At 60.8% G+C, this 20,485-nt stretch carries 20 protein-coding genes; 17 read left to right on the top strand and 3 right to left on the bottom strand.

The annotated features are described in order from the left end of the window. Positions 1-8 precede the first annotated feature (8 nt). The 17 genes from DDIC_RS02720 (at position 9) to dapA (ending at position 16,899) form a co-directional block, all read left to right on the top strand. Positions 9-323 (top strand): hypothetical protein, encoded by a 315-nt coding sequence (locus DDIC_RS02720; RefSeq protein ID WP_136399027.1) that lies wholly within the window; start codon positions 9-11, stop codon positions 321-323. A gap of 339 nt (positions 324-662) precedes the next feature. Then, positions 663-1,784 (top strand): branched-chain amino acid ABC transporter substrate-binding protein, encoded by a 1,122-nt coding sequence (locus DDIC_RS02715; protein ID WP_136399026.1) that lies wholly within the window; start codon positions 663-665, stop codon positions 1,782-1,784. A 157-nt stretch (positions 1,785-1,941) separates the two neighbouring features. Next, entirely contained in the window at positions 1,942-2,847 is a 906-nt protein-coding gene (locus DDIC_RS02710; RefSeq protein ID WP_136399025.1) for a branched-chain amino acid ABC transporter permease, read from the top strand. Beyond that, positions 2,844-3,815 carry a branched-chain amino acid ABC transporter permease gene (locus DDIC_RS02705; RefSeq protein ID WP_136399024.1) on the top strand — a complete coding sequence of 324 codons (972 nt, stop codon included), beginning with the start codon at positions 2,844-2,846 and terminating at the stop codon, positions 3,813-3,815. Before DDIC_RS02710 ends, DDIC_RS02705 begins: the two co-directional genes overlap by 4 nt. Next, positions 3,812-4,582, top strand: coding sequence for an ABC transporter ATP-binding protein (locus DDIC_RS02700; protein ID WP_136399023.1), 771 nt, complete (start codon positions 3,812-3,814; stop codon positions 4,580-4,582). Before DDIC_RS02705 ends, DDIC_RS02700 begins: the two co-directional genes overlap by 4 nt. A gap of 3 nt (positions 4,583-4,585) precedes the next feature. Beyond that, positions 4,586-5,296, top strand: a complete 711-nt coding sequence (locus DDIC_RS02695; protein WP_136399022.1) for an ABC transporter ATP-binding protein — start codon at positions 4,586-4,588, stop codon at positions 5,294-5,296. A 191-nt stretch (positions 5,297-5,487) separates the two neighbouring features. After that, positions 5,488-5,754, top strand: coding sequence for a PxxKW family cysteine-rich protein (locus DDIC_RS02690; RefSeq protein ID WP_136399021.1), 267 nt, complete (start codon positions 5,488-5,490; stop codon positions 5,752-5,754). Between the two features lie 157 nt (positions 5,755-5,911). Continuing rightward, a complete protein-coding gene (locus DDIC_RS02685) occupies positions 5,912-7,153 on the top strand; it encodes a M20 family metallo-hydrolase (protein WP_136399020.1) in 1,242 nt (413 codons plus the stop codon). Continuing rightward, positions 7,146-9,092, top strand: a complete 1,947-nt coding sequence (gene mnmG / locus DDIC_RS02680) for a tRNA uridine-5-carboxymethylaminomethyl(34) synthesis enzyme MnmG (RefSeq protein WP_136399019.1) — start codon at positions 7,146-7,148, stop codon at positions 9,090-9,092. Before DDIC_RS02685 ends, mnmG begins: the two co-directional genes overlap by 8 nt. 37 nt (positions 9,093-9,129) lie before the next feature. Further along, positions 9,130-10,062: a hypothetical protein gene (locus DDIC_RS02675; protein WP_136399018.1), complete on the top strand. Its 933-nt coding sequence runs from the start codon at positions 9,130-9,132 to the stop codon at positions 10,060-10,062. A gap of 79 nt (positions 10,063-10,141) precedes the next feature. Continuing rightward, positions 10,142-11,005, top strand: coding sequence for a hemolysin family protein (locus tag DDIC_RS02670; protein WP_136399017.1), 864 nt, complete (start codon positions 10,142-10,144; stop codon positions 11,003-11,005). Then, on the top strand, positions 11,002-12,606 hold the full coding sequence (lnt, locus tag DDIC_RS02665) for an apolipoprotein N-acyltransferase (protein WP_136399016.1): 1,605 nt from the start codon (positions 11,002-11,004) through the stop codon (positions 12,604-12,606). Before DDIC_RS02670 ends, lnt begins: the two co-directional genes overlap by 4 nt. 186 nt (positions 12,607-12,792) lie before the next feature. Further along, positions 12,793-13,906, top strand: a protein-coding gene (gene prfB, locus DDIC_RS02660; RefSeq protein ID WP_136399015.1) for a peptide chain release factor 2 whose coding sequence is annotated in 2 segments (ribosomal slippage) — positions 12,793-12,867 and positions 12,869-13,906 — 1,113 coding nt in all. Because the reading frame shifts where the segments join, the coding sequence is not laid out codon by codon here. Continuing rightward, positions 13,890-14,702: a diguanylate cyclase domain-containing protein gene (locus DDIC_RS02655; RefSeq protein ID WP_136399014.1), complete on the top strand. Its 813-nt coding sequence runs from the start codon at positions 13,890-13,892 to the stop codon at positions 14,700-14,702. The genes prfB and DDIC_RS02655 overlap by 17 nt, the downstream gene beginning before the upstream one ends. After that, positions 14,702-15,514 (top strand): MinD/ParA family protein, encoded by an 813-nt coding sequence (locus tag DDIC_RS02650; RefSeq protein ID WP_136399013.1) that lies wholly within the window; start codon positions 14,702-14,704, stop codon positions 15,512-15,514. Before DDIC_RS02655 ends, DDIC_RS02650 begins: the two co-directional genes overlap by 1 nt. A gap of 115 nt (positions 15,515-15,629) precedes the next feature. Continuing rightward, positions 15,630-15,905: an HU family DNA-binding protein gene (locus DDIC_RS02645; protein ID WP_136399012.1), complete on the top strand. Its 276-nt coding sequence runs from the start codon at positions 15,630-15,632 to the stop codon at positions 15,903-15,905. 115 nt (positions 15,906-16,020) lie between these two features. Next, on the top strand, positions 16,021-16,899 hold the full coding sequence (dapA, locus tag DDIC_RS02640) for a 4-hydroxy-tetrahydrodipicolinate synthase (protein ID WP_136399011.1): 879 nt from the start codon (positions 16,021-16,023) through the stop codon (positions 16,897-16,899). Between the two features lie 78 nt (positions 16,900-16,977). On the opposite strand, the gene phoU is transcribed toward dapA, so the two are convergent. The 3 genes from phoU to DDIC_RS02625 form a co-directional block, all read right to left on the bottom strand. Continuing rightward, positions 16,978-17,781 carry a phosphate signaling complex protein PhoU gene (gene phoU / locus DDIC_RS02635; protein WP_136399010.1) on the bottom strand — a complete coding sequence of 268 codons (804 nt, stop codon included), beginning with the start codon at positions 17,779-17,781 and terminating at the stop codon, positions 16,978-16,980. A 92-nt stretch (positions 17,782-17,873) separates the two neighbouring features. Further along, complete coding sequence (pstB, locus tag DDIC_RS02630; protein ID WP_136399009.1) at positions 17,874-18,629, bottom strand: phosphate ABC transporter ATP-binding protein PstB; 756 nt, start codon at positions 18,627-18,629, stop codon at positions 17,874-17,876. Next, positions 18,626-20,479 carry an ATP-binding protein gene (locus DDIC_RS02625; protein WP_136399008.1) on the bottom strand — a complete coding sequence of 618 codons (1,854 nt, stop codon included), beginning with the start codon at positions 20,477-20,479 and terminating at the stop codon, positions 18,626-18,628. Before DDIC_RS02625 ends, pstB begins: the two co-directional genes overlap by 4 nt. Between the last annotated feature and the right edge of the window lie 6 nt (positions 20,480-20,485).

The raw sequence follows: 20,485 nt of genomic DNA, 5'->3' as shown, positions 1-20,485 counted from the left end.
TGCGGGATATGTGGAAGGACGCAACCGCCGCCCTGCCGCCAGCAGATGCTGCGGCGGGTAAATTTGCGGCTATGTATGCGGAAAGGGTTACGGCACAAGGGGCGCAGAGAGGAACTGAAACAGCCGAAACTCTGACCGCAAAAACCGCAACGCAGGGAAACATTAGAGTAAACAAAGGCCTTCCCTGCTTTTACGATTTTATCGTACCCCATAATTTTTCAGCTGTCGAGCCGGAAACTCTTTTGTTTTCAGCACAGTCGCCAGATTTGCGCCGGTTTTTATCTGCGAAACACATCCCCCTCAATTATGGTAGACGCATTTGACAAATCGACAACGGCCCTGCGAACATAATATTACAAATGTCAATTTTAAATCTGAAACCCGACACTGCAAAATACTGTGCGCTCAACATACACCGCCGCGCGCACTGGACCTGCAAGGCGATGGTCGCCACGGCCTGTTTTATACATCTCAGGCTCTGCCGTTGCGAGGGCAAGACCCCGTGAGGGCGCTACGGCCGGGCGCTGGCGGCGGGCAGCGCAGGCCACGCGCCAACTGGCGGCAATGCAAGGCCCTGCCGCACTGGGGGCTTTTTCTTTTTGCATTTTTAGGGTACGCTTGTTCGTTGCTCACAATATTTGCATACCTGACGGGGGTAGTTCATGAAAGCACTTGGTCGTTGGCTTGGGGCTTTGGCCCTTACCCTGCTTGTGCCGGTTGCGGCGCTGGCTGGTGACATCAAGGTTGGCCTTATGTGTCCGCTTACGGGCAAATGGGCGTCCGAAGGTCTGGACATGAAAAATATCGTCACCCTGCTGGTTGACGATGTGAATGCCAAGGGCGGCGTCAAGGGCCGCAAGATCGAACTGGTGGTCGAAGACGACGCCGGCGACCCGCGCACTGCCGCTCTGGCCGCGCAAAAGCTTGCTTCAGCCGGTGTGGTGGCTGTTATCGGCACCTACGGCTCTGCCGTGACCGAGGCCAGCCAGAGCATCCTGGACGAGGCGGAACTGGTGCAGATCGGTACCGGCTCCACCAGCGTACGCCTGACGGAAAAAGGCCTGCAGCTCTTTTTCCGCACCTGCCCGCGCGACGACGCTCAGGGCAAATCTGCCGCCGAAGCCATCCAAAAGGGCGGCTACAAGGCCGTGGCCCTGTTGCACGACAACTCGTCGTACGCCAAGGGACTTGCTGAAGAAACCAAGGCCGTGCTGGAAAAGGCCGGTGTAAAGGTGGTGTTTTACGATGCTCTTACCCCCGGAGAGCGCGACTACACCGCCATTCTGACCAAGCTCAAGGTTGCCAGCCCCGACCTCGTGTTCTTTACCGGTTACTATCCTGAAACCGGCATGCTGTTGCGGCAGAAAAGAGAAATGGGCTGGAATGTTCCCATGATGGGCGGCGACGCAGCCAACCATCAGGATCTGGTAAAGATCGCAGGAACAGAGGCCGCCACGGGCTACTTCTTTATCAGCCCGCCGCTGCCCCAGGACATGGACACGCCCGAAGCCAAGGAATTCCTCAAGGCCTTCAAGGCCAAGTACAATACCGTGCCTGTCTCCGTGTGGGCCGTGCTGGCTGGCGACGCCTTCAAGGTAATCGAAGGCGCGCTTGAAGCTGGCAAGGACACGCCCAAGGCCATGTCTGCCTGGCTCAAGGAGCTCAAGGGCATGCCCGGCCTTTCGGGCAACCTTGGCTTTAACGCCAAGGGCGACCGCGTGGGTGAATTTTACCGCACCTACAAGGTCGACGCCACCGGCAACTTTGTTTTGCAGCCCAAGTAATGCGGCGCGGCCCAAGGCCGCGCCCGTGCTGCACAGATACACGCCAGGGGCCTGCGCGCCCCGGCGAAAAGCGTAGCCCCGCTGCGGGCGCGTTCATTACGGCGGGCGACCGGCATCCCGGTCGCCCGCCAAATGCCGAGTACCAACGCCGAACATTATGGAACAATTTCTCCAACAGCTTTTGAACGGCCTGGCCGTGGGCGGCATCTATGCGCTTGTGGCGCTGGGCTACACCATGGTGTACGGCGTCCTCAAGCTCATCAATTTTGCCCACGGCGACCTGTTTACCATTGGCGCCTATCTGGGGCTTACCCTGCTTGTCAGCTGCAACATGGCCGGGGCGCTCAACCCGTTTTTTGCCGTTGCCGCCGTTTTTATCATGGTGGCGCTGCTGGTCGCGCTTATAGGCTTTTTGCTTGAGCGCACGGCATACCGCCCTCTGCGCAACGCAGGCCGCCTCTCCGCCGTGGTATCCGCGCTTGGCGCGTCCATATTTTTTCAGAATGCGATCATGCTTGTGTACGGAGCGCGTTTTTACGTGTACCCCGACTACCTGCGCCCCGACTTTACGGTAAGGATGCTCGGGCTTGAAGTGCCCGGCGTGCGTCTGCTGGTTATTGCGGCCAGTGTAGTGCTGATGCTGGGGCTTTCGGCCTTTATCCAGCGTACCCGCACGGGTGCGGCCATCCGCGCCGTGGCCGTCGACCCTGGCGCGGCCCAGCTCATGGGCATCAATGTTGACCGCATCATCTCGCTGGTCTTTCTTATCGGCCCCGGACTCGGCGGCGCGGCGGGTCTGATGGTGGGCATCTACTACGGACAGATAGACTTTACCATGGGCTGGTCGTACGGCCTCAAGGCCTTTACCGCCGCCATTCTGGGCGGCATAGGCAACATCCCCGGCGCCATGCTGGGCGGGCTTTTGCTCGGCGTTATCGAAGCCCTGGCCGCTGGCTACATTGCCATTGCCTGGAAGGACGCCATAGCCTTTCTGGTGCTCATTCTCATTTTGATTATCCGTCCCACTGGCATTCTGGGCGAACGCACGGCGGACAAACTATGAAAAACATCCCGTGCAATGCCGCCGTTTACGGGGCCGCCGGCCTTTTTATGTGCGCCCTGCCCTTTTTTTGCAACGCCTACTGGCTTGACGTGTGCGTGAGCATAGGCCTTTACGCCCTGCTCGCGCTGTCGCTCAACGTCATTCTGGGGCAGGCGGGCATATTCCACATGGGGCACGCCGCCTTTTTTGCCGTCGGCGCGTACACCACCGCCATTCTCAACACGGTGTGCCACTGGCCCGTGCTGTGGGTCATGCCGCTCTCCGGCGCCGCTGCGGCCATATTTGCCCTGGTGGTGGCCCGTCCCATCATCCACCTGCGCGGCGACTACCTGCTTATCGTCACCATCGGCATTGTGGAAATTGTGCGCATTGCCCTGATCAACGACGTTTTTGGCCTCACAGGCGGAGCCAACGGCATTTTTGGCATCAGCCGGCCCATGTTCTTTGGCTTCAAGATCGTCAAAAGCATGCAGTTCTATTTTCTGGTCTGGGGCATGGTGGGGCTGAGCCTGCTGCTGTTCTACGGCCTGTGGCACTCGCGCTTTGGCCGCGCCCTCAATTACATCAAAGAGGACGACGTGGCCGCCGAGGGTTGCGGCATCAACGTGACCCACTACAAGCTGGCCGCCTTTGTGCTGGGGGCCTTTTGGGCGGGCATGGCGGGCACTCTCTATGCCGCAAAGATGACCACCATCGCGCCTGAGTCGTTCAACTTTATGGAATCTGTCATTATTTTTGCCGTGGTCATTCTTTCGGGCGGCAGCCAGCTGGGCGTGCTCATCAGCGCCTTTTTGTTCATCGGCCTGCCCGAAGTGCTGCGAGAGTTTTCCAACGCCCGCATGCTCATTTTTGGTCTCGCCATGATGGTCATGATGGTCTGGCGGCCCCAGGGGCTGCTGCCGCCCAGGCAGAGGCGCTACAAGGTGCCTGCGCCGCCCGACGCCTCCCGTGAAGGGAGGCCCGCATGACCCTGCTGCGCCTTGAAGAAATGAGCAAGATGTTCGGCGGGCTCATTGCGCTCAACGACCTTACCTTTGACGTTGAGGCAGGCAGCATCGTGGGGCTTATCGGCCCCAACGGCGCGGGCAAGACCACCGTCTTCAACTGCATCACCGGCAACTACACGCCGGAGTCTGGCCGCATTTTTTTTGACGGCAAGTCCATTGCCGGTCTGCGCCCCCACAAGATAGTTGAGCTGGGCATTGCCCGCACCTTCCAGACCATCCGCCTGTTCGGGCGGCTCTCCGTGCTTGAAAACGTGCTGGCCGGGCGCCACTGCCGCACCAGAGCCGGTCTGCTTTCGTGCATGCTGCACACACCGGCCCAGCGGGCGGAAGAAAAGGCCGCCGTGGCCCGCTGTATGGAAGAACTGCACTTTGTGGGTCTGGCCGACCGCTACACCGAGGCCGCAGGCGGCCTTTCGTACGGCAACCAGCGCCTGCTCGAGATCGCCCGCGCGCTGGCGACCGACCCGCGCCTGGTGATTCTGGACGAACCTGCCGGCGGCATGAACGACCAGGAAACCGCCGCTCTGGTGGAAACCATACGCGCCATACGCGACAGGGGCGTCACCGTGCTGCTCATTGAGCACGACATGCGCCTGGTGATGAAAATTTGCGAAAAACTGGTGGTGCTGGAACACGGCACCATGATTGCCCAGGGCAAGCCCGAAGACGTGCGCCAGGATCCCGCCGTCATCGAAGCCTACCTGGGCGCAGACGACGAAAAGTGGTAAGCCATGTCCCTGTTGCAATTGTCTAATGTGCGCGTGCGCTACGGCAGCGTTGAAGTGCTGCACGGCATCGACCTGAGGGTGGAAGAAGGCGAAATCGTCACCATTCTCGGTGCCAACGGTGCGGGCAAAAGCACCACCCTGCTGTCCATCAGCGGGCTGGTGCGCCCCTTTGAAGGCGAAATACTGTTCGACGGGCAAAACCTGCTGCGCCTGCCCAGCCACAAGGTTGTGGGGCTCGGCATTGCCCAGTCGCCCGAGGGACGGCGCGTCTTCGGCATCATGAGCGTGCTCGAAAACCTGCGCCTGGGCGCTTTTTGCATCGAGGACAAAGCCCGCAGGGAACGTACGCTGGAATGGATTTTTGACCTGTTTCCGCGCCTGCAGGAACGCAAGGACCAGCTCGCGGGCACGCTGTCGGGCGGCGAGCAGCAGATGCTGGCCATTGGCCGTGCGCTTATGGCCGAGCCGCGCCTGCTGCTGCTGGACGAACCCTCGCTGGGTCTTGCGCCGCTTTTGGTACGCTCCATATTTGAAACAGTGCGGGCCATCAACAAACGCGGGGTCACTGTGCTGCTGGTGGAGCAAAACGCCCGCGCCGCCCTCAAACTGGCTGCACGCGGCTATGTGCTTGAAGTGGGCAGCGTGGTCATGGAAGACAAGGCCCAAAACCTTTTGGCCAACGCCAGCGTACGCGAGGCGTATCTTGGCGGCTAACCAGCCTGGCAACAATTGCAGCAATGCCGGGCGGTAACGGCGCAGCGCACATTGAGCTGGCCGGGGCAAAAAATTTTCTGCGCGTTTTACTTGACAGAAAATTGCTTTCAACTATATTTTTCCATTCCAACGCGGCGGCCCTTCCGCCGTTATTTTAGCAATACGGCGCTGCTGCGCATGGAGGTTTTGCTATGACCCCTCTGGAAAAAGCCACCAAAACCGCTGAAGGCGTGGTGGTCAACGGTTTTGTTCTTTCCCCGGTGGTGGAACAGTGCTCTGGCTGTGACCGCCTGCGCGAGTTCGAAGGCGAACAGTTCTGCTCCAGCTACCCTGTCCCCGCCAAAAAGTGGGCCGCTGGTCGCTGCAACTTTGCTACCCACGTAAAGGCCACTGTTGCCGCCGCCGCCAAGGTCAACCCGTTGAAGGCGTCCAAGCGCGCCGCCAAGGGTGGCCGTTAGGTCGACCAGGCTTACATCGGTTCCGACACGCCGTGGGCGGTTCGCAAGCGGATTTTCCGCAGGGGCTGTCGTTATGCGGCTGTGCCGGGGCTGACGACTTTTTCAAGGGGCTGCGCAAGCAGCCTCTTGCGCGTTGTAACGCCATACGGAAATCACCATGTTCAAGACACTCGACACGCTGCTGCGGGGGCTGGCAGGTCGCGAAGACCGCGTGGCCGAACTGCAGGCGGTGCTTACGGCATGCCATGCTCTTGGCCCGGACAACGGCGGCCAGGGCGAAATGGAAAAGGTCCGCTGCATCACCAACTGGCTCAAGTCGTGCGGCGTTACGGCCCTTTCGCGCGTTGACGCCCCCGACCCCCGCGTAACGGACGGCCAGCGCCCCAATCTGGTGGCCCGCATACCCGGCAAAAGCAAGCGTACGCTCTGGCTTTTTGGCCATACCGACGTTGTGCCTCCGGGCGATCTTGACGCCTGGACAAGCAACCCGTGGCAGGTGCGCCGGGACGGCGACTTTCTGTACGGGCGCGGCGTCGAGGATAACCAGCAGGCCATTGTGAGCATGCTGCTGCTGGCCGAAGAGCTGCTGACCATGGGCATTACGCCCGAGCTTTCTCTCGGCCTGGTCTTTATGGCTGATGAGGAAACAGGCAGCATTTTCGGGCTGGAGCATCTGCTCAACACTGCCCCGCATTTTTTCAGCCCCGACGACCTTTACATCGTGCCCGATGCCGGTTCATCCAAGGGCGACGTTATTGAAATAGCCGAAAAAAGCCAGCTGTGGCTCAAGGTGCAGACCACGGGCATCCAGTGCCACGCCTCTACCCCGCAAAAAGGCCGCAACGCCTTTCTGGCGGCTGCGGACATGGCGCTGACGAGCTACAACGCCCTGCGCGCAGCCTTTGGCGACGCCAACCCGCTGTTTGATCCGCCCCAGTCCACCTTTGTACCGGGCAAGCACGAGGCCAACGTGCCCAACATCAATACCGTGCCCGGCAACGATGTTTTTTATGTGGACTGCCGCCTGCTGCCCCATGTGCAGATGGACAACGTGCTGGAAAAGATGCGCGAGGTGGCCGCCGAGGTGGCCGCGCGCCACTATGTGCAGATACAGGTAAGCGTTGTGCAGCGGCAGGACGCTACCGCCATACCGCAGACAGGCAAGGTGGTTACGGCGCTCAAGGCCGCTATCGCGCGCATTTACGGCGTCGAGGCCCAGGCCGTGGGCATTGGCGGCGCTACGGTGGCCGCGTTTTTGCGGCAAAAGGGCCTGCCCGCCGCCGTGTGGGGCTGCCTTGAAAATACCTGCCATCAACCGGACGAGCGCTCATCCATCACGGCCACCATCAAGGACGCGCAGGTGTTCGCCCACATTCTCATGAACGCAACCCATGTCTGATTCCACATTTGACTGCATTGTCGCTGGCGGCGGACACGCGGGCAGCGAGGCTGCCATGGCCCTCGCCCGCATGGGACACAAGGTGCTGCTTGTCAGCGGCAACCTTGACCGTTTGGGCTACCTTTCGTGCAACCCCGCCATCGGCGGACTGGCCAAGGGCCATATGGTGCGCGAAATTGACGCCCTTGGCGGCATGATGGGCCTGTGGGCCGACGCTGCGGGCATACAGTTTCGCGTGCTGAACATGAGCAAGGGCCCCGCCGTGCGCGCCACCCGCGCCCAGATTGACCGCGAGGCCTATCAGCGCGTGCTCAAAAAAACGCTCTACAATACGCCCGGCCTGCGCATCTGGCAGGATTCCGTCATTGAGGTAACCACCGGCGATGGCCGCGTCACCGGCGTACGCACCGCGCAGGGGCTTGCCTTTGCCGCGCGTAACGTGCTGCTGACCACGGGCACGTTTTTGGACGGGCGCATCCACATGGGCCTTACCAACCTGCCCGGAGGCCGTCTGGGCGACGCCCCGGCGCTGGGGCTGTCGGACAGCCTGCGCAAGCTCGGCCTGACCCTGGGCAGGCTCAAGACAGGCACCACCCCGCGCATCCTCAAATCGTCCATTGATTATTCGCAGCTTGAGGAACAGCCCGGCGACACACCGCCCCCCGGCTTCAGCTTTCACGGCCCCGGCCCCGTGCTGGAGCAGGTCTCGTGCCATATCACCTGGACAAACGAACGGGCGCACGCGATCATCCGCAGCGGTTTTGACCGTTCGCCCATGTTTACGGGCGTTATCAAGGGCACCGGGGCACGCTACTGCCCCTCCATCGAAGACAAGGTGGCCCGCTTTCCGCACCGCGAGCGTCATCAGATTTTTCTGGAGCCCGAAGGCCTCAACAGCGCGGAGGTCTACGCCAACGGCATACCCACCAGCCTGCCGCTCGATGTGCAGCTGGACATGGTGCACGCGCTGAAAGGGCTGGAAAATGCCGTTGTGCTGCGCCCCGGCTACGCCATTGAATACGACTATGCCAACCCCATCCAGCTGCGGCCTACCCTGGAAACCAAGGCCGTGCCGGGCCTGTGGCTGGCCGGGCAGATCAACGGCACTTCTGGCTACGAAGAAGCCGCCGCGCAGGGCCTGTGGGCGGCACTGAACATCTCGTGCGACATGCGCGGGCTGCCGCCCTTTGCGCCAGGCCGTGACCAGGCCTACATGGCTGTTCTTGTTGATGATCTTGTGACGCTGGGCACTCAGGAACCCTACCGCATGTTTACCTCGCGCGCGGAGCACAGGCTGCTGCTGCGCGAGGACAACGCCGATACGCGCCTGACCCCGCTGGGGCGGGAGCTGGGGCTGGTCGGTGACGACCAGTGGCGCGCGTTTTGCATAAAAATGGAAGCAGCCGAGCGATTCAGGGCGTATCTGGGCAAAAAACGCATCCCCGGCCATAAACTGTCCGAGGACACGCCCGAAACGCGCCTGCCTGCGGGCAAAACCCTGGCGGAAGCCCTGAAGCGCCCCAATGTCGACCTTGACGCCCTTGAGGGCATGCTGGCCCAGACGGCGCACGAGGCGCTGACCGAAGCGGCTGCCGAGCTGGCAGCGGCAAGGGCGCAGGCTGGCCCCGGAGCATGCGAAAGCGTGCAGACGGAGATAAAGTACGAAGGGTATCTGGCGCGGCAGCGCGAGCTCATTGCCCGCTCGGCCAAGCTGGAGGCAACGGCCTTGCCCCCGCAACTTGATTATGCGAAAGTAGCAGGGTTGTCTCACGAGGTGGTGGAAAAACTCAACAGGGTGCGTCCCTGCAGCCTCGGCCAGGCCGGGCGCATATCAGGCGTGACCCCTGCGGCGGTTGCCTGCCTTGAGGTTCATCTCCACAAACTCGGCCTGTTGCGTCCAGACCGGCAGGCCAGCGCCAACGCGGCATTCCTGCCATAACGGACAACGACTTACAAATGTTGACAGCGGTGAATTTATGACGGGCACCGAGCTACTCATTATTTTTGGTATTCTGATAGCGGCTCTCTGCTTTACGCTTGTCGTTATTAAAGGGCGGCTGCAGGGCATACGGCATGAGGCGAAACGTGCCGACCTGATCCGCCACCTGCTCGAAAAGGCCCAGGAACAGAACGAAATTTTTGACCTCAATGCTGAAGAGCGCCCCAACAGCAAGGGCATGGCAGGTACTCTCACAAGAATTCTCCCCGCCATGCTTGAGCTGGAAATTCTTTCCTATGTGTCGCGCGAGCTTGAGGGGTCCGCGGTAGAAGTCTATTTTCGGGCTTTGCTGCCCGAAGGCCCCGCCTTTTTCAAATTCCGCTCCAACGTGCAGCAGGTGCGGGGCAGCTACGAAAAGTCGCTCCTACTCCTCACCATGCCCAGGGATATAGACGCCGGGCAAAAGCGTCATTTTATCCGCGTCAAACCGCCCAAAGAGCTGGTGCGCGTTATCGGCGTATGGGAGCTGGATCTCAACAAGCCCATGCCCCGCAGCACCGCAGAAATAGGCAAGCCGCTGCTGCACTACAAGACGGGCATGGAAGGCGAACCCGTGCAGGTGGCCGACATCTCAGCTACGGGCATGGCCTTGCGCTTTCCGGCGGAATCTGTTGATGTTAAGCCTGTTGATCTGGATAAAGGTTCACAGTTACTTTGCCTGCTGATCTATCAGGTGAGCAAGGAAGAACGCATGGTAACCTTTTGGTGCACCTGCGACGTGCTCAACACCCGCATGCAAAAAGAACCTTCACCGGCCATGATTCTGGGAACGGAATTCAGCAACTGGGCTGTCCTTGAACAGGGCAAGTCCGATATCAACTGGTTTCACAGCACCACCAAAAGTGGTGTTTCACCCATTACCCAATGGGTGATGCAAATAGATATCCAGCAGCGCAAGCTGACAGGATAACAAAAAATTTCTGCCGGGCGGCATTGCCCCCGGCAAACGCGCACCGCGCATACTCAGCACGCCAACCTAGGAGGTTATTTTGGACGGCGGCACGGAAGGTCACAGTACCATCTGGTCGCGCCTGAGCAGGCTGTTTGGGCACGACGATCAGGAATCTCTCGAAAAAGCCATTTTGGAAGCAAGAGCCGACGGCGAGGTGGAACCTTACGAGGAATCCATGCTCCTGGGCATTCTGCGTTTCAACGATCTGCAGGTGCAGGACACCATGATTCCCCGCACCGACATTGACTGCGTCCCCGACGACATGCCGCTGCAGGAAGTGGCGCGCATCATTGTGCGCTCCGGGCATTCGCGCATTCCCGTCTACAAGGACACCCGCGACAACATCGTGGGCATACTCCACGCCAAGGACGTGCTCAGCAGCCTGATGGACCAGGGGGAACAGATCCCCCCTGTTTTCAAGGTCATGCGCGAGCCTTTCTTTGTGCCTGAAACAAAATCCATCCGCACTCTGCTGCAGGAATTTCGCGCCCGCAAGCAGCACATCGCCATAGCTCTTGACGAGTACGGCGGCACCTCCGGCCTCATCACCATCGAAGACGTGCTGGAAGAAATTGTGGGCGATATTGAAGACGAGCACGATGCGCCGCGGCAGGAAGACATCCGCCCTCTGGGCGAAAACGTCTACGAACTCACTGGTCGCGCCCTGCTTGAGGACCTCGAAGACCTTGGGGTTGAGCTGGATTCGGACGAGGTCGACACCATCGGCGGCTACCTGAGCATGGAAGCGGGGCATGTGCCCGGCCCCGGCGAAAGGTTTACCCTGCGCGGCTGGGTCTTTACCGTGCTTGAAGCGGACAGGAAACTCATTATCCGCCTGCGCATGGAGCCAGCCGACCACGCCGCTCCTGAACCGGAAGAGGAAGAAGCGGCTAAAGCATGAAGCTATCCACCCCGGAAGCGTCAAAGCCCTCGCTGCGCAGCTGGCTCTTGTGCCTTGCTGCGGCTGTGGGTATTTGGCTGGGCTTTCCCAACGATTTTTTCAGCTTTCCACCTCTGGTGCTGGTATGGCCCGCTGCCCTGACCCTGCTGGGGCGCGAGGCTGCAACCCGCGCCACGGCCTTGCGTCAGGGCTGGCTTGCCACCATTGCGGGCGGCATGGCGGCCCTTTACTGGCTGACGCTGCCGGTGCACAACGTGGGCGGCATGCCCTGGCTGCTGGCCATACCCTGCGCCCTGTTTATCGTAACCTGCATAGGCAGCGTCGGCGGAATTTTTGCCGTGTCGGCGCATGCCTTCCGCCACCGTCCGGCATGGGTTCAGGCTGTGCTGCTGGGCATACTGTGGTATCTGCTCGAAGCCGTCTATGCTCTGGCCCTGGGTTTTCCCTGGCTGGACATGGCAGGCGCGCTGTCGCCCTGGCCGGTGCTGGTGCAGGCTGCGGACCTGGTGGGCGGCTATGCGCTCACCGGGCTGTGGACCATGGCGGCCCTGCTGTGCTGCCTCGCCTTTGTCGACTCCACCCGCCGGTTTTGCCCTGACCGGACAAGCCTTGTCCCCGGCCTGCTGCTGGCGGCGGCGCTTTTGTGCTACGGCGGATGGCGTCTGTACGCAACGCCGTTTGCCGTCAACCCCGCCAGCCTGCAAAGCGTTGACGTGCTGTTTGTCGAAGGCAACGTGGACCAAAACCAAAAGTGGATTCCCGCCTTTCAGCGGCAGACGGTGGATCTGTACCTTGGCCTGACCTATCAAGGGCTGGCGGAAAAACCCGACGTCCATCCCCTCATTATCTGGCCCGAAACGGCCATGCCGTTCTTTTTTGAGGCAAACGGGCTGCACGCGCCCCGCATACGCGAGCTGGCCGCACGCAGCGCCTGCCCCGTGCTTTTTGGCGCTCCGGGCATGGAACGCCGCCCCGACAAACGCGAGCCGGACGTGTACAACAGGGCCTTTTTGCTGGGACAAAACGGCGATACCGTAGCACATTACGACAAGGAACACCTTGTGCCCTTTGGGGAATACCTGCCCGAATGGCTCAACTGGAGTTTTCTTGAAGCTCTGCTGCAAGGGGTGGGCGTGTACCAGACCGGCACGGCGATTGCCCCGCTGCGGCATGACAATCTTGCCCTGGGAATGCTCATCTGTTATGAGGGAATATTCCCTTGGCTTGCCCAAAACCGCGTGGCGGACGGGGCCAATATTCTTGTTGATATCAGCAATGACGGATGGTTCGGCAATACTCCTGCGGCCCGGCAGCACCTTTATCTGACGACCCTGAGGGCTGTGGAGCAAAACCGCTGGATACTGCGCGGAACAAACACGGGCATTTCTGTTGTTGTGGACACGCGCGGCCGCCTGACCGTGCGGGGCGGGCAGTTCAAGGCTCAGGCCGTGTGGGGAAAGGCTGCTCTTGAATCCGCGCCCAGCGTGTTCCACGTCCTTTCCCCATGGCTTTTGCCCCTTGCGGCAGTTATATTTGCGGCCCTGCTGCTGTTTGGCCCCGGCGGCGGTCTTTCGCGCCGTGCGGCAGCTCAGCACGCCTGAGGCAAGCCGTATGCGCCAACAGCCGGCGGGCTTGCCCCCGGCGGCCAGGGCAACAGAGATCCAAGGCCCGCAGCAACCCTGCTACGGCCGAGACTATGACGCGACCTGATCCGGCATCGGCCGCACTAACGCAATGACGTTCCATGCGCCGCAAGCGGCGCTCACACTCAACCCCTAGTATCCACAATGCTGCAACTCAGTGATCTGCGCGCCGCCTGCCAGCCCCTTTCGCAACGTTTTGCCACCCTTTGGGGGCGTCTTTGACGTTGCGGCCAGCCAGAAGCGTCTGCAGGATATAGAACACGAAATTTCCCGGCCCGGCGCATGGGACAACCCGGAAGCGCTGACGCCTGTTTTGCAGGAAAAACGCCGCCTTGAAGAAGAAATTGAACGCCTGACGCGCCTCAAGACCAGCCACGGCGACATGAACGAATGGCTGGCCCTTGCCGCCGAGAGCGAAGATCCCGAAGCGCTCGAATCCCTTGACCAGCAAAGCCGCGACCTCGCGGCCCTGCTGGACGAAACCGAGCTTGTCATGCTGCTTTCCGCCGAGGAGGACAACCAGGACGCCATCCTCGAAATCCACCCCGGCGCGGGCGGCACAGAATCGCAGGACTGGGCCGAAATGCTGCTGCGCATGTACACCCGCTGGGCGTCGCGCCGCAAATATACGGTGGAAGAGCTGGACTACCTGCCCGGTGACGAGGCGGGGCTTAAAAGCGTCACCCTGCGCATCGCCGGGCCGCACGCCTTTGGCTTTCTTAAAAGCGAGCGCGGCATCCACCGGCTTATCCGCATATCTCCCTTTGACTCATCGGGTCGCCGCCACACCTCGTTTGCCTCGGTGGACGTCATCCCCGACGTGGGCAACGACATTGAGCTGGACATCAAGGAATCGGACATCCGTGTGGATATTTTCCGTTCCAGCGGCCCTGGCGGCCAGAGCGTCAACACCACCAGCTCGGCTGTGCGCGTAACGCACATTCCCACGGGTATTTCGGCCCAGTGCCAGAACGAAAAATCGCAGCACCACAACAAGGACACGGCCATGCGCGTACTGCGCGCGCGCCTGTACAACCTTGAGATGCAAAAACGCGACGCAGAGCGTCAGGCAGAATACGCGGGCAAGGACGCCATTGCCTTTGGCAGCCAGATACGCACATACACCCTTCAGCCTTACCGGCTGGTCAAGGACCACCGCACCGGCTCCGAAGCAGGCGACGTCGAAGCGGTTTTGAACGGACAGATCGACCAGTTCCAGCACGACTACCTGCTGTACCGACATGAGCAACAACGCTGAATTTGACGCTCTGGCCAGCGAGCTGCGCGCACTGCGACAGGCGGACGGCGCAACCTCGCGCACCAGCAGGGAATCTGTACTGGTGGCGCGCCTTTTGCCGGGCTTCAGCGTGGGTAGATGGCAGGAATTTTTGCGTCGCTACCCCACTGGCCGCTGGTGCGCCCTGCCCGCAGGGCCGGGCCTGCTGCCCGACATGGGCGGCGGCGCGGGCAACGCGCCTGACCACCTTGCCCATCTGCTGATGGCCGAAATGTTCACAGTGCAGATAAACCGCGAGTTGCTGCGCCTCGCGCGCACCGGCGGAGAGCTGACCCTGCTTGAGTCAGGCCTGTGCGACCGCCGAGCGCTCGAATCACGCCTTGACCACCTCACCTTCATGGCGCTCGAAGAACACCTTGTGGACTGCCTGCGGCAGTGCCGCGAAGAGTGCGACACCCTGGGCTGCACGGGGCAGGGACGCTTTGCCCTGCTGCTGCCGGGGGTAAGCGTGCTGCGCGCCCGGCTGATGGCCGAGCAGATACAAAAACTTTTTGCCGTACGCGCTGCGGAAATAACCGCAGCCTCCGCCACGGGCAAACATGCGGTCAAGACCGGGTGCGCCATAGGCATTGCCTGCGCAGACCAGGGCGGACGCCCAACCCCGGAATCACTGCTGGGCAAGGCCGCCCAGGCCATGGATGACGCGCTTGCGCAAAAGCGCGGGCACATCTGCGTTGCCGACGGCGCTGCCCTTGAATCCCGAAACACGCTTGTACATTCCAGCGAAAAACGATTTCTCTTTTTTGGGGGAAACTGATGACCAATACGACATTGAGCGTTGCCCTGCTGAGCGGCAAAGGCGGGGTGGGCAAAACAAACATGTCGCTCAATATAGCCTGCGCACTGCACCAGATGGGCTTCAAGACACTGCTGATGGACTGCGACCTCGGCCTGGCGAATCTTGACGTGCTGCTGGGCATCACGCCCGAGGGCAACCTGCAGACCGCGCTGCTGGGCGAGGCCGACATCACCGATGTGCTTTGCCCCATCGACGGCGACGGTTTTGCCGTTCTGCCAGCCGCGTCGGGCGTTCCCGAACTCACCGAGTTGCAGCCAGACGCGCGCGACCTGCTGCTCTCGCGGCTGGAGCCAGTGCTGCACAAGTACGACTACGTTTTTATGGATATCGGCGCGGGAATATCCGGCACGGTGCAGACCTTTGCCGCCATGGCCTCGGTACGTCTTGTGGTCATTACGCCTGAGCCAACGTCGCTCACCGACAGTTACGCGCTCATCAAGGTGCTCAACAGCCGCTACGGGCTGCGCGACTTTATGGTGCTGGTCAACCAGGCGACCTCTCAGGCCGAGGCCAAATCGTCCTTTGACAAGCTTGCCGGGGCGTGCAGACATTTTTTGCATATCGAGCCAGTGCTGCTGGGGCACGTACGGCTGGACAAAAAACTGCCCGAGGCCGTATGCCTGCAAAAACCGCTTATGGTACATGCGCCCGGCTGCCCCGCAGCCCACGATCTGCAGACGCTGGCCGCCCGGCTGCAGCGTATCCGCCTGGGAATGCTCGACTGGCTTGGACGCCGCAACATCTTGCAGCCTGTGCCGATTCAGGAGTAGATTTTAAATCCAAACAGTTTACCTTGTCTGAAAAAAGATATAGGGTCGAATTGCTTATAAATGCCCGGCCTTGTCGCCCCTTCGGGCAAACATGTAACGCGGTCACGGAGGCATGATGAACAAGAGCGAGCTTATCAAGGCACTGGCCGACGACACCAACATTCCCCTCGACGATGCGGCGCTGGTGGTAACCACCTTTTTTGACGCCATGAAAAAATCACTGCTGTCCGGGGAGCGTATTGAAATACGCGGTTTTGGCAGCTTCAAAATCAAGGAGTACGAAGGCTACGCCGGCCGCAATCCTAAAACCGGCGAAAGCGTCGTTGTCGCATCGAAACGCCTGCCCTTTTTCCGTGCCGGCAAGGAATTGAAAGAATTTATCAATCAGTAAGGCCTTAGCGCTGCCGAACTGAAGACCCTTTGCGGGGTCGCCTGCTTGCGAAGGCCAAACCTTCGCGCGGGCTTTTGTTCGCTTTTTGCAGCGCGTGGCCGCACAGGAGTTTATAATGCAATTTTCAGGTGCATTGACCGCGCTTGTAACCCCGTTCAGAAACAACGAACTGGACGAAGAAGCATACCGCGCATTTATTGAACACCAGATCAGTGAAGGCATTCACGGTCTGGTCCCCTGCGGCACCACGGGCGAATCCGCCACGCTGACCCACGAAGAACACGAAAGGGTCATTGAAATATGTATTGACCAGGTCAAGGGTCGCGTGCCGGTTCTGGCTGGCGCCGGTTCCAACAACACGGTCGAGGCCATCCGCCTGACCAAATACGCGCAGAAAGCGGGCGCCGACGGCGCGCTGCTGATCACTCCCTACTACAACAAGCCCACGCAGGAGGGCATGTACCAGCACTTTAAGGCCATTGCCCAGGCAGTGGACATGCCGCTGGTGCCCTACAACGTGCCGGGCCGCACCGGCTGCAACCTGCTGCCCGCCACTCTGGCCCGTCTGGCGCACGATTTTTCCAATATCGTGGGCGTCAAAGAGGCCACCGGCGACATGATTCAGGGCAGCCGCGTACTCGAAAGCTGCCCCGAAAACTTCTGCGTGCTGTCGGGCGACGACTTTACCGCCCTGCCTTTGATGGCGCTTGGCGGCAAGGGCGTGATTTCGGTCACTTCCAACCTTGTGCCCGGCCGAGTGGCAGCCATGTGCAACGCCTTTAACAAGGGCGACCTCAAAGAAGCCGCGCGCATCCACCATGGGCTCTTTCCCCTGCACGAAGCCCTCTTTTTTGAGAGCAACCCCATCCCTGCCAAGACCGCTCTGGCGCTCATGGGCCGTATGGAGGCGGAAATCCGCCTGCCTCTGTGCCCCATGGCCGAGGCCACCAAGCAAAAGCTCCTTGAAGTGCTGCGCCAGCAAAACCTTATCTAGCGCAGTATCCCATAGATACCATAAAGCCCCCGAACCAGCATGGTCCGGGGGCTTTTGCGTTGCGCGGGGCATGGATTGTCAGCCGCGCCCGTCCATATCTTCGTCTTCATCATCCGCGCGGTGGATGGCGCTGCCTGTATTTTCCTGCTCCGCAGGCCCCGTCACGTCGGCGGGCTTTGCCGCAGAGGCGTTTTGGGCTTCGCCGCCGCGTTCTTCCGCCTTGTGCTTTACGCTTTCACCCTGACTGATAAAGTAAACCTGCTCGGCGATGTTGATGGAACGCCGCCACACGCGTGTGAGCGAACGCGCCACCAGAATAACATGCATGGCCTGATAGGGCTGCAGGTTGGCGTCAGGGTCTGAGAGGCTTTCCATAATCTGCTGGATGATGCGCACTTCGCTCTGCACGGCTTCTTCGTCGCCGCGCAGCATATGCAGCGCCTCCTCGGCATTGTTCTCGCGGAAAACCCGCACGGCCCGGTCAAAGGCCTCACTGGCCTTGTAAAACATTTCGCGCACATGCGGTATGACCCCAAAGCCGGGTTTGTCCTGCATGAGTATTGCCTGCTCGGCCATGCTGACGGCCTCGTCGCCAATGCGCTCGAGATCCACCACCATGCGCAGGGCGCTGACCACAAACCGCAAGTCTCTGGCCACGGGCTGTGTCCGGGCAAGCAGCAGCAGCGCCATTTCGTCAATTTCATTTTCAAGGGCGTCAACGGCTGCGTCGTTTTCAATGACCGACGCGGCCCGACCGGGATCGCCAGCGGCCATGGCCTTGCCGGCTTCTTCCAGGGCGATGCCCACGCTGGCGCACATAACCAGCAGGCGGGTACGCAGTGATACGAGCAATTGTTGCAGATAATTGGCCTGTTGCTGCATGATCGTTCTCCCAAAACAACTACGCTTGGATGTGAAATTACCTGTGCGCCTTCATACGTCGTGCGCACGGTGCGTACTACGTTAGCCGTCTTTTAGCCAAAGCGGCCAGTGATGTAGTCTTCCGTCTGTTTTTTGGCGGGCCGGGTAAACATGATGTCTGTGGCATTGTGCTCAATGAGCCTGCCCATGTAAAAAAAGGCCGTGTAGTCTGAAACGCGGGCCGCCTGCTGCATGTTGTGGGTAACGATGATGATGGAAAGCGATTCGCGCAGCTCGCGGATGCTTTCTTCAATCTTTTGGGTGGCGATGGGGTCAAGGGCGCTGGCCGGTTCGTCCATCAGCAGCACCTCCGGCTCGACGGCAAGCGCGCGGGCGATGCACAACCGCTGCTGCTGCCCGCCCGACAGCCCGAGCGCGGGGCCTTGCAGGCGATCCTTCACTTCTTCAAAGATGGCCGCGCGGCGTAGCGACAGTTCGACCTTTTCGGCGATCAGGCTTTCGTCCCGCAGGCCGTTGACGCGCAGGCCGTAAGCCACGTTTTCGTAAATGGTTTTGGGAAAGGGGTTGGGCTTCTGAAAAACCATGCCCACCCGGCAGCGCAGTGAAACCACATCCGTATCGGGGCGGTTTACATCCTGTCCGTCCAGCATGATCTCGCCTTCAACGCGTGCGCCGGGGACCAGATCGTTCATGCGGTTAAGACAGCGCAAAAAGGTTGACTTGCCGCAGCCCGAAGGCCCGATGAGGGCCGTAACCCGGCGCGGCTCAAAATTGAGGCTTACTTCGTGCAGGGCCTTGTTTTGGCCGTAGTACACACTGACGTTGCGTGCCAGCAGATGCTCGTTCATGAAAGTGCCGCTCCGTGGACGGAAGAAAGGGTGAAAACAAGGGCCGTGTTGCCGTCCTGCGCCGGGCTTTCTGCCCGGATGCGGCCGCCGTGCCGTTCAACTATGTGCTTGCAGATGGCCAGTCCCAAACCCGTGGTCGCCTGGCCCCTGTGCCGCTCTACCTGATAGAAGCGCTCAAAAACCCGTTCCAAGTCAGCCTTGGGTATGCCGGGGCCATCGTCCACCACGCGAAAGACAACATCCGGGCCGCTCTCGCGCGCGTTGATGCGCACGCTGCCGCCCTCGGGGGCGTAACGGCCAGCATTCTCAATGAGATTTCTGAATACCTGCGCCAGATGCGGCTGGCTTGCCAGCACGCGGCAGGTTTCGGGAATATCCACAACAACCGTGCACTTGCGGCGTTCAAGAGCCTCGCGGCACATGCCCGCGGCCTGCGAGACCGCCTCGCGCGGGTCTGTGGGGACGAGGTCAAGGCTGCCGGTCTTGCCCTCAAGCCGGGCAAGGGTCAGCAGATCCTCCACCATACGGCTGAGGCTGACCCCGTGCTTGAGTATTATTTCGCCAAAGCGGCGGCATTCCGGCGAGGCGTCAAGGCTGATGAGCGTTTCGGCATAACCCTGTATGGCTGTGAGCGGGGTGCGCAACTCGTGCGACACGTTGGCCACAAAGTCGCGGCGTACGCGCTCGAGCCGCATGAGCTCCGTAATGTCATGAAATACCGCCACGGCGCCTATGCCCGTCTGGCCCAGATGCTCCAGCCCGCAGGGGCGGGATATGCAGACAGACATGACCTGCCCGGACGAAAGCTCAAGCTGAAGATAGCGCTGCTGGCGGCTGATGGCCGCATCGTCGCTGGCAGAGGCGTCCGGCCCGTTTACGACCTCGCCCGGAGCGCTGGGGCTCGCGTCCTTCTGCCCGGCGGTCGGGCATGCAGCCATGGCGGCATCCACTGCAGACTGCAGCTGGGGCGAGGGGATAACCTCCACCACCTGTGCGCCCAGAGCCGAGGCCGCAGCCGGAAACTCCCGCGCCAGGGCACGGTTGCACCTGCGGATGCGCCCGTGCGGGCCAAGCACCAGAACACCGTCGCTCATGGTCTCAAGGATGCTTTCAAGCTGCGCCGTCTGCTCCGCCGCCGACCTCACATGGTCTTCAATATTCTCGGCCATGCGGTTTACGGCCTCCGCCAGCGGGGCAAACTCCCTGCCGGGGATGCGGCGCAGGCGGCGCTGAAAATTGCCCAGAGATATGGCCTCGACCACAGACACCATCTGCGCAAGCGAGTTGCGCAGCGCGCCCGACAGCAGGCCCGCAAGCACAAGCGAGAGCAGCAGCGTAACAATGCCTATGCGGGTAAAGACGGCCACGCGGCTTTCAATCTCCTGCTGCAGATTGACCAGAGGCAAGGCGATGCGCAGCAGGTTGTTCGCGTTGATGCGCACGGCTGCATAGGCCATGTCTGTGCCCAGCGTGCCGCTCGAACGGATGGAAAACCCCTGACCGCCCTGCATGGCTGCCTGCACCTCGGGTCTGTCGGAGTGGTTGTCGAGCTTGGACACTGGTTGCGCGCCCGGCGCTGTGTCGGCCAGCACGTTGCCCGAGTTGTCGAGCAGCGAAATGCGCTCTCGCGGCATTTGCAGTATGTTTGCCAGTTCGAGCACGCCAGCCGGGGTCGGGCCGATTTTGTCAAGAATCGCGGCAGACAGCGCGGTTTCGCGCAGCAGTCTCTCGCGAGCCACGTCGATCTGGCTTTGCTCAAAGGATGCCCGGCCATAGTACACGGCTATCCCCGAGGCTATGAGCGCTGCGGCAAGCACGCTGCAAAAAATTCGTGTTCTGAAAGAAAGCATGGGTTA

The organism is Desulfovibrio desulfuricans, from assembly GCF_004801255.1.
GTDB classification, from domain to species: domain Bacteria; phylum Desulfobacterota; class Desulfovibrionia; order Desulfovibrionales; family Desulfovibrionaceae; genus Desulfovibrio; species Desulfovibrio desulfuricans_C.
This window is presented reverse-complemented; position numbering and strand designations above follow the sequence as displayed.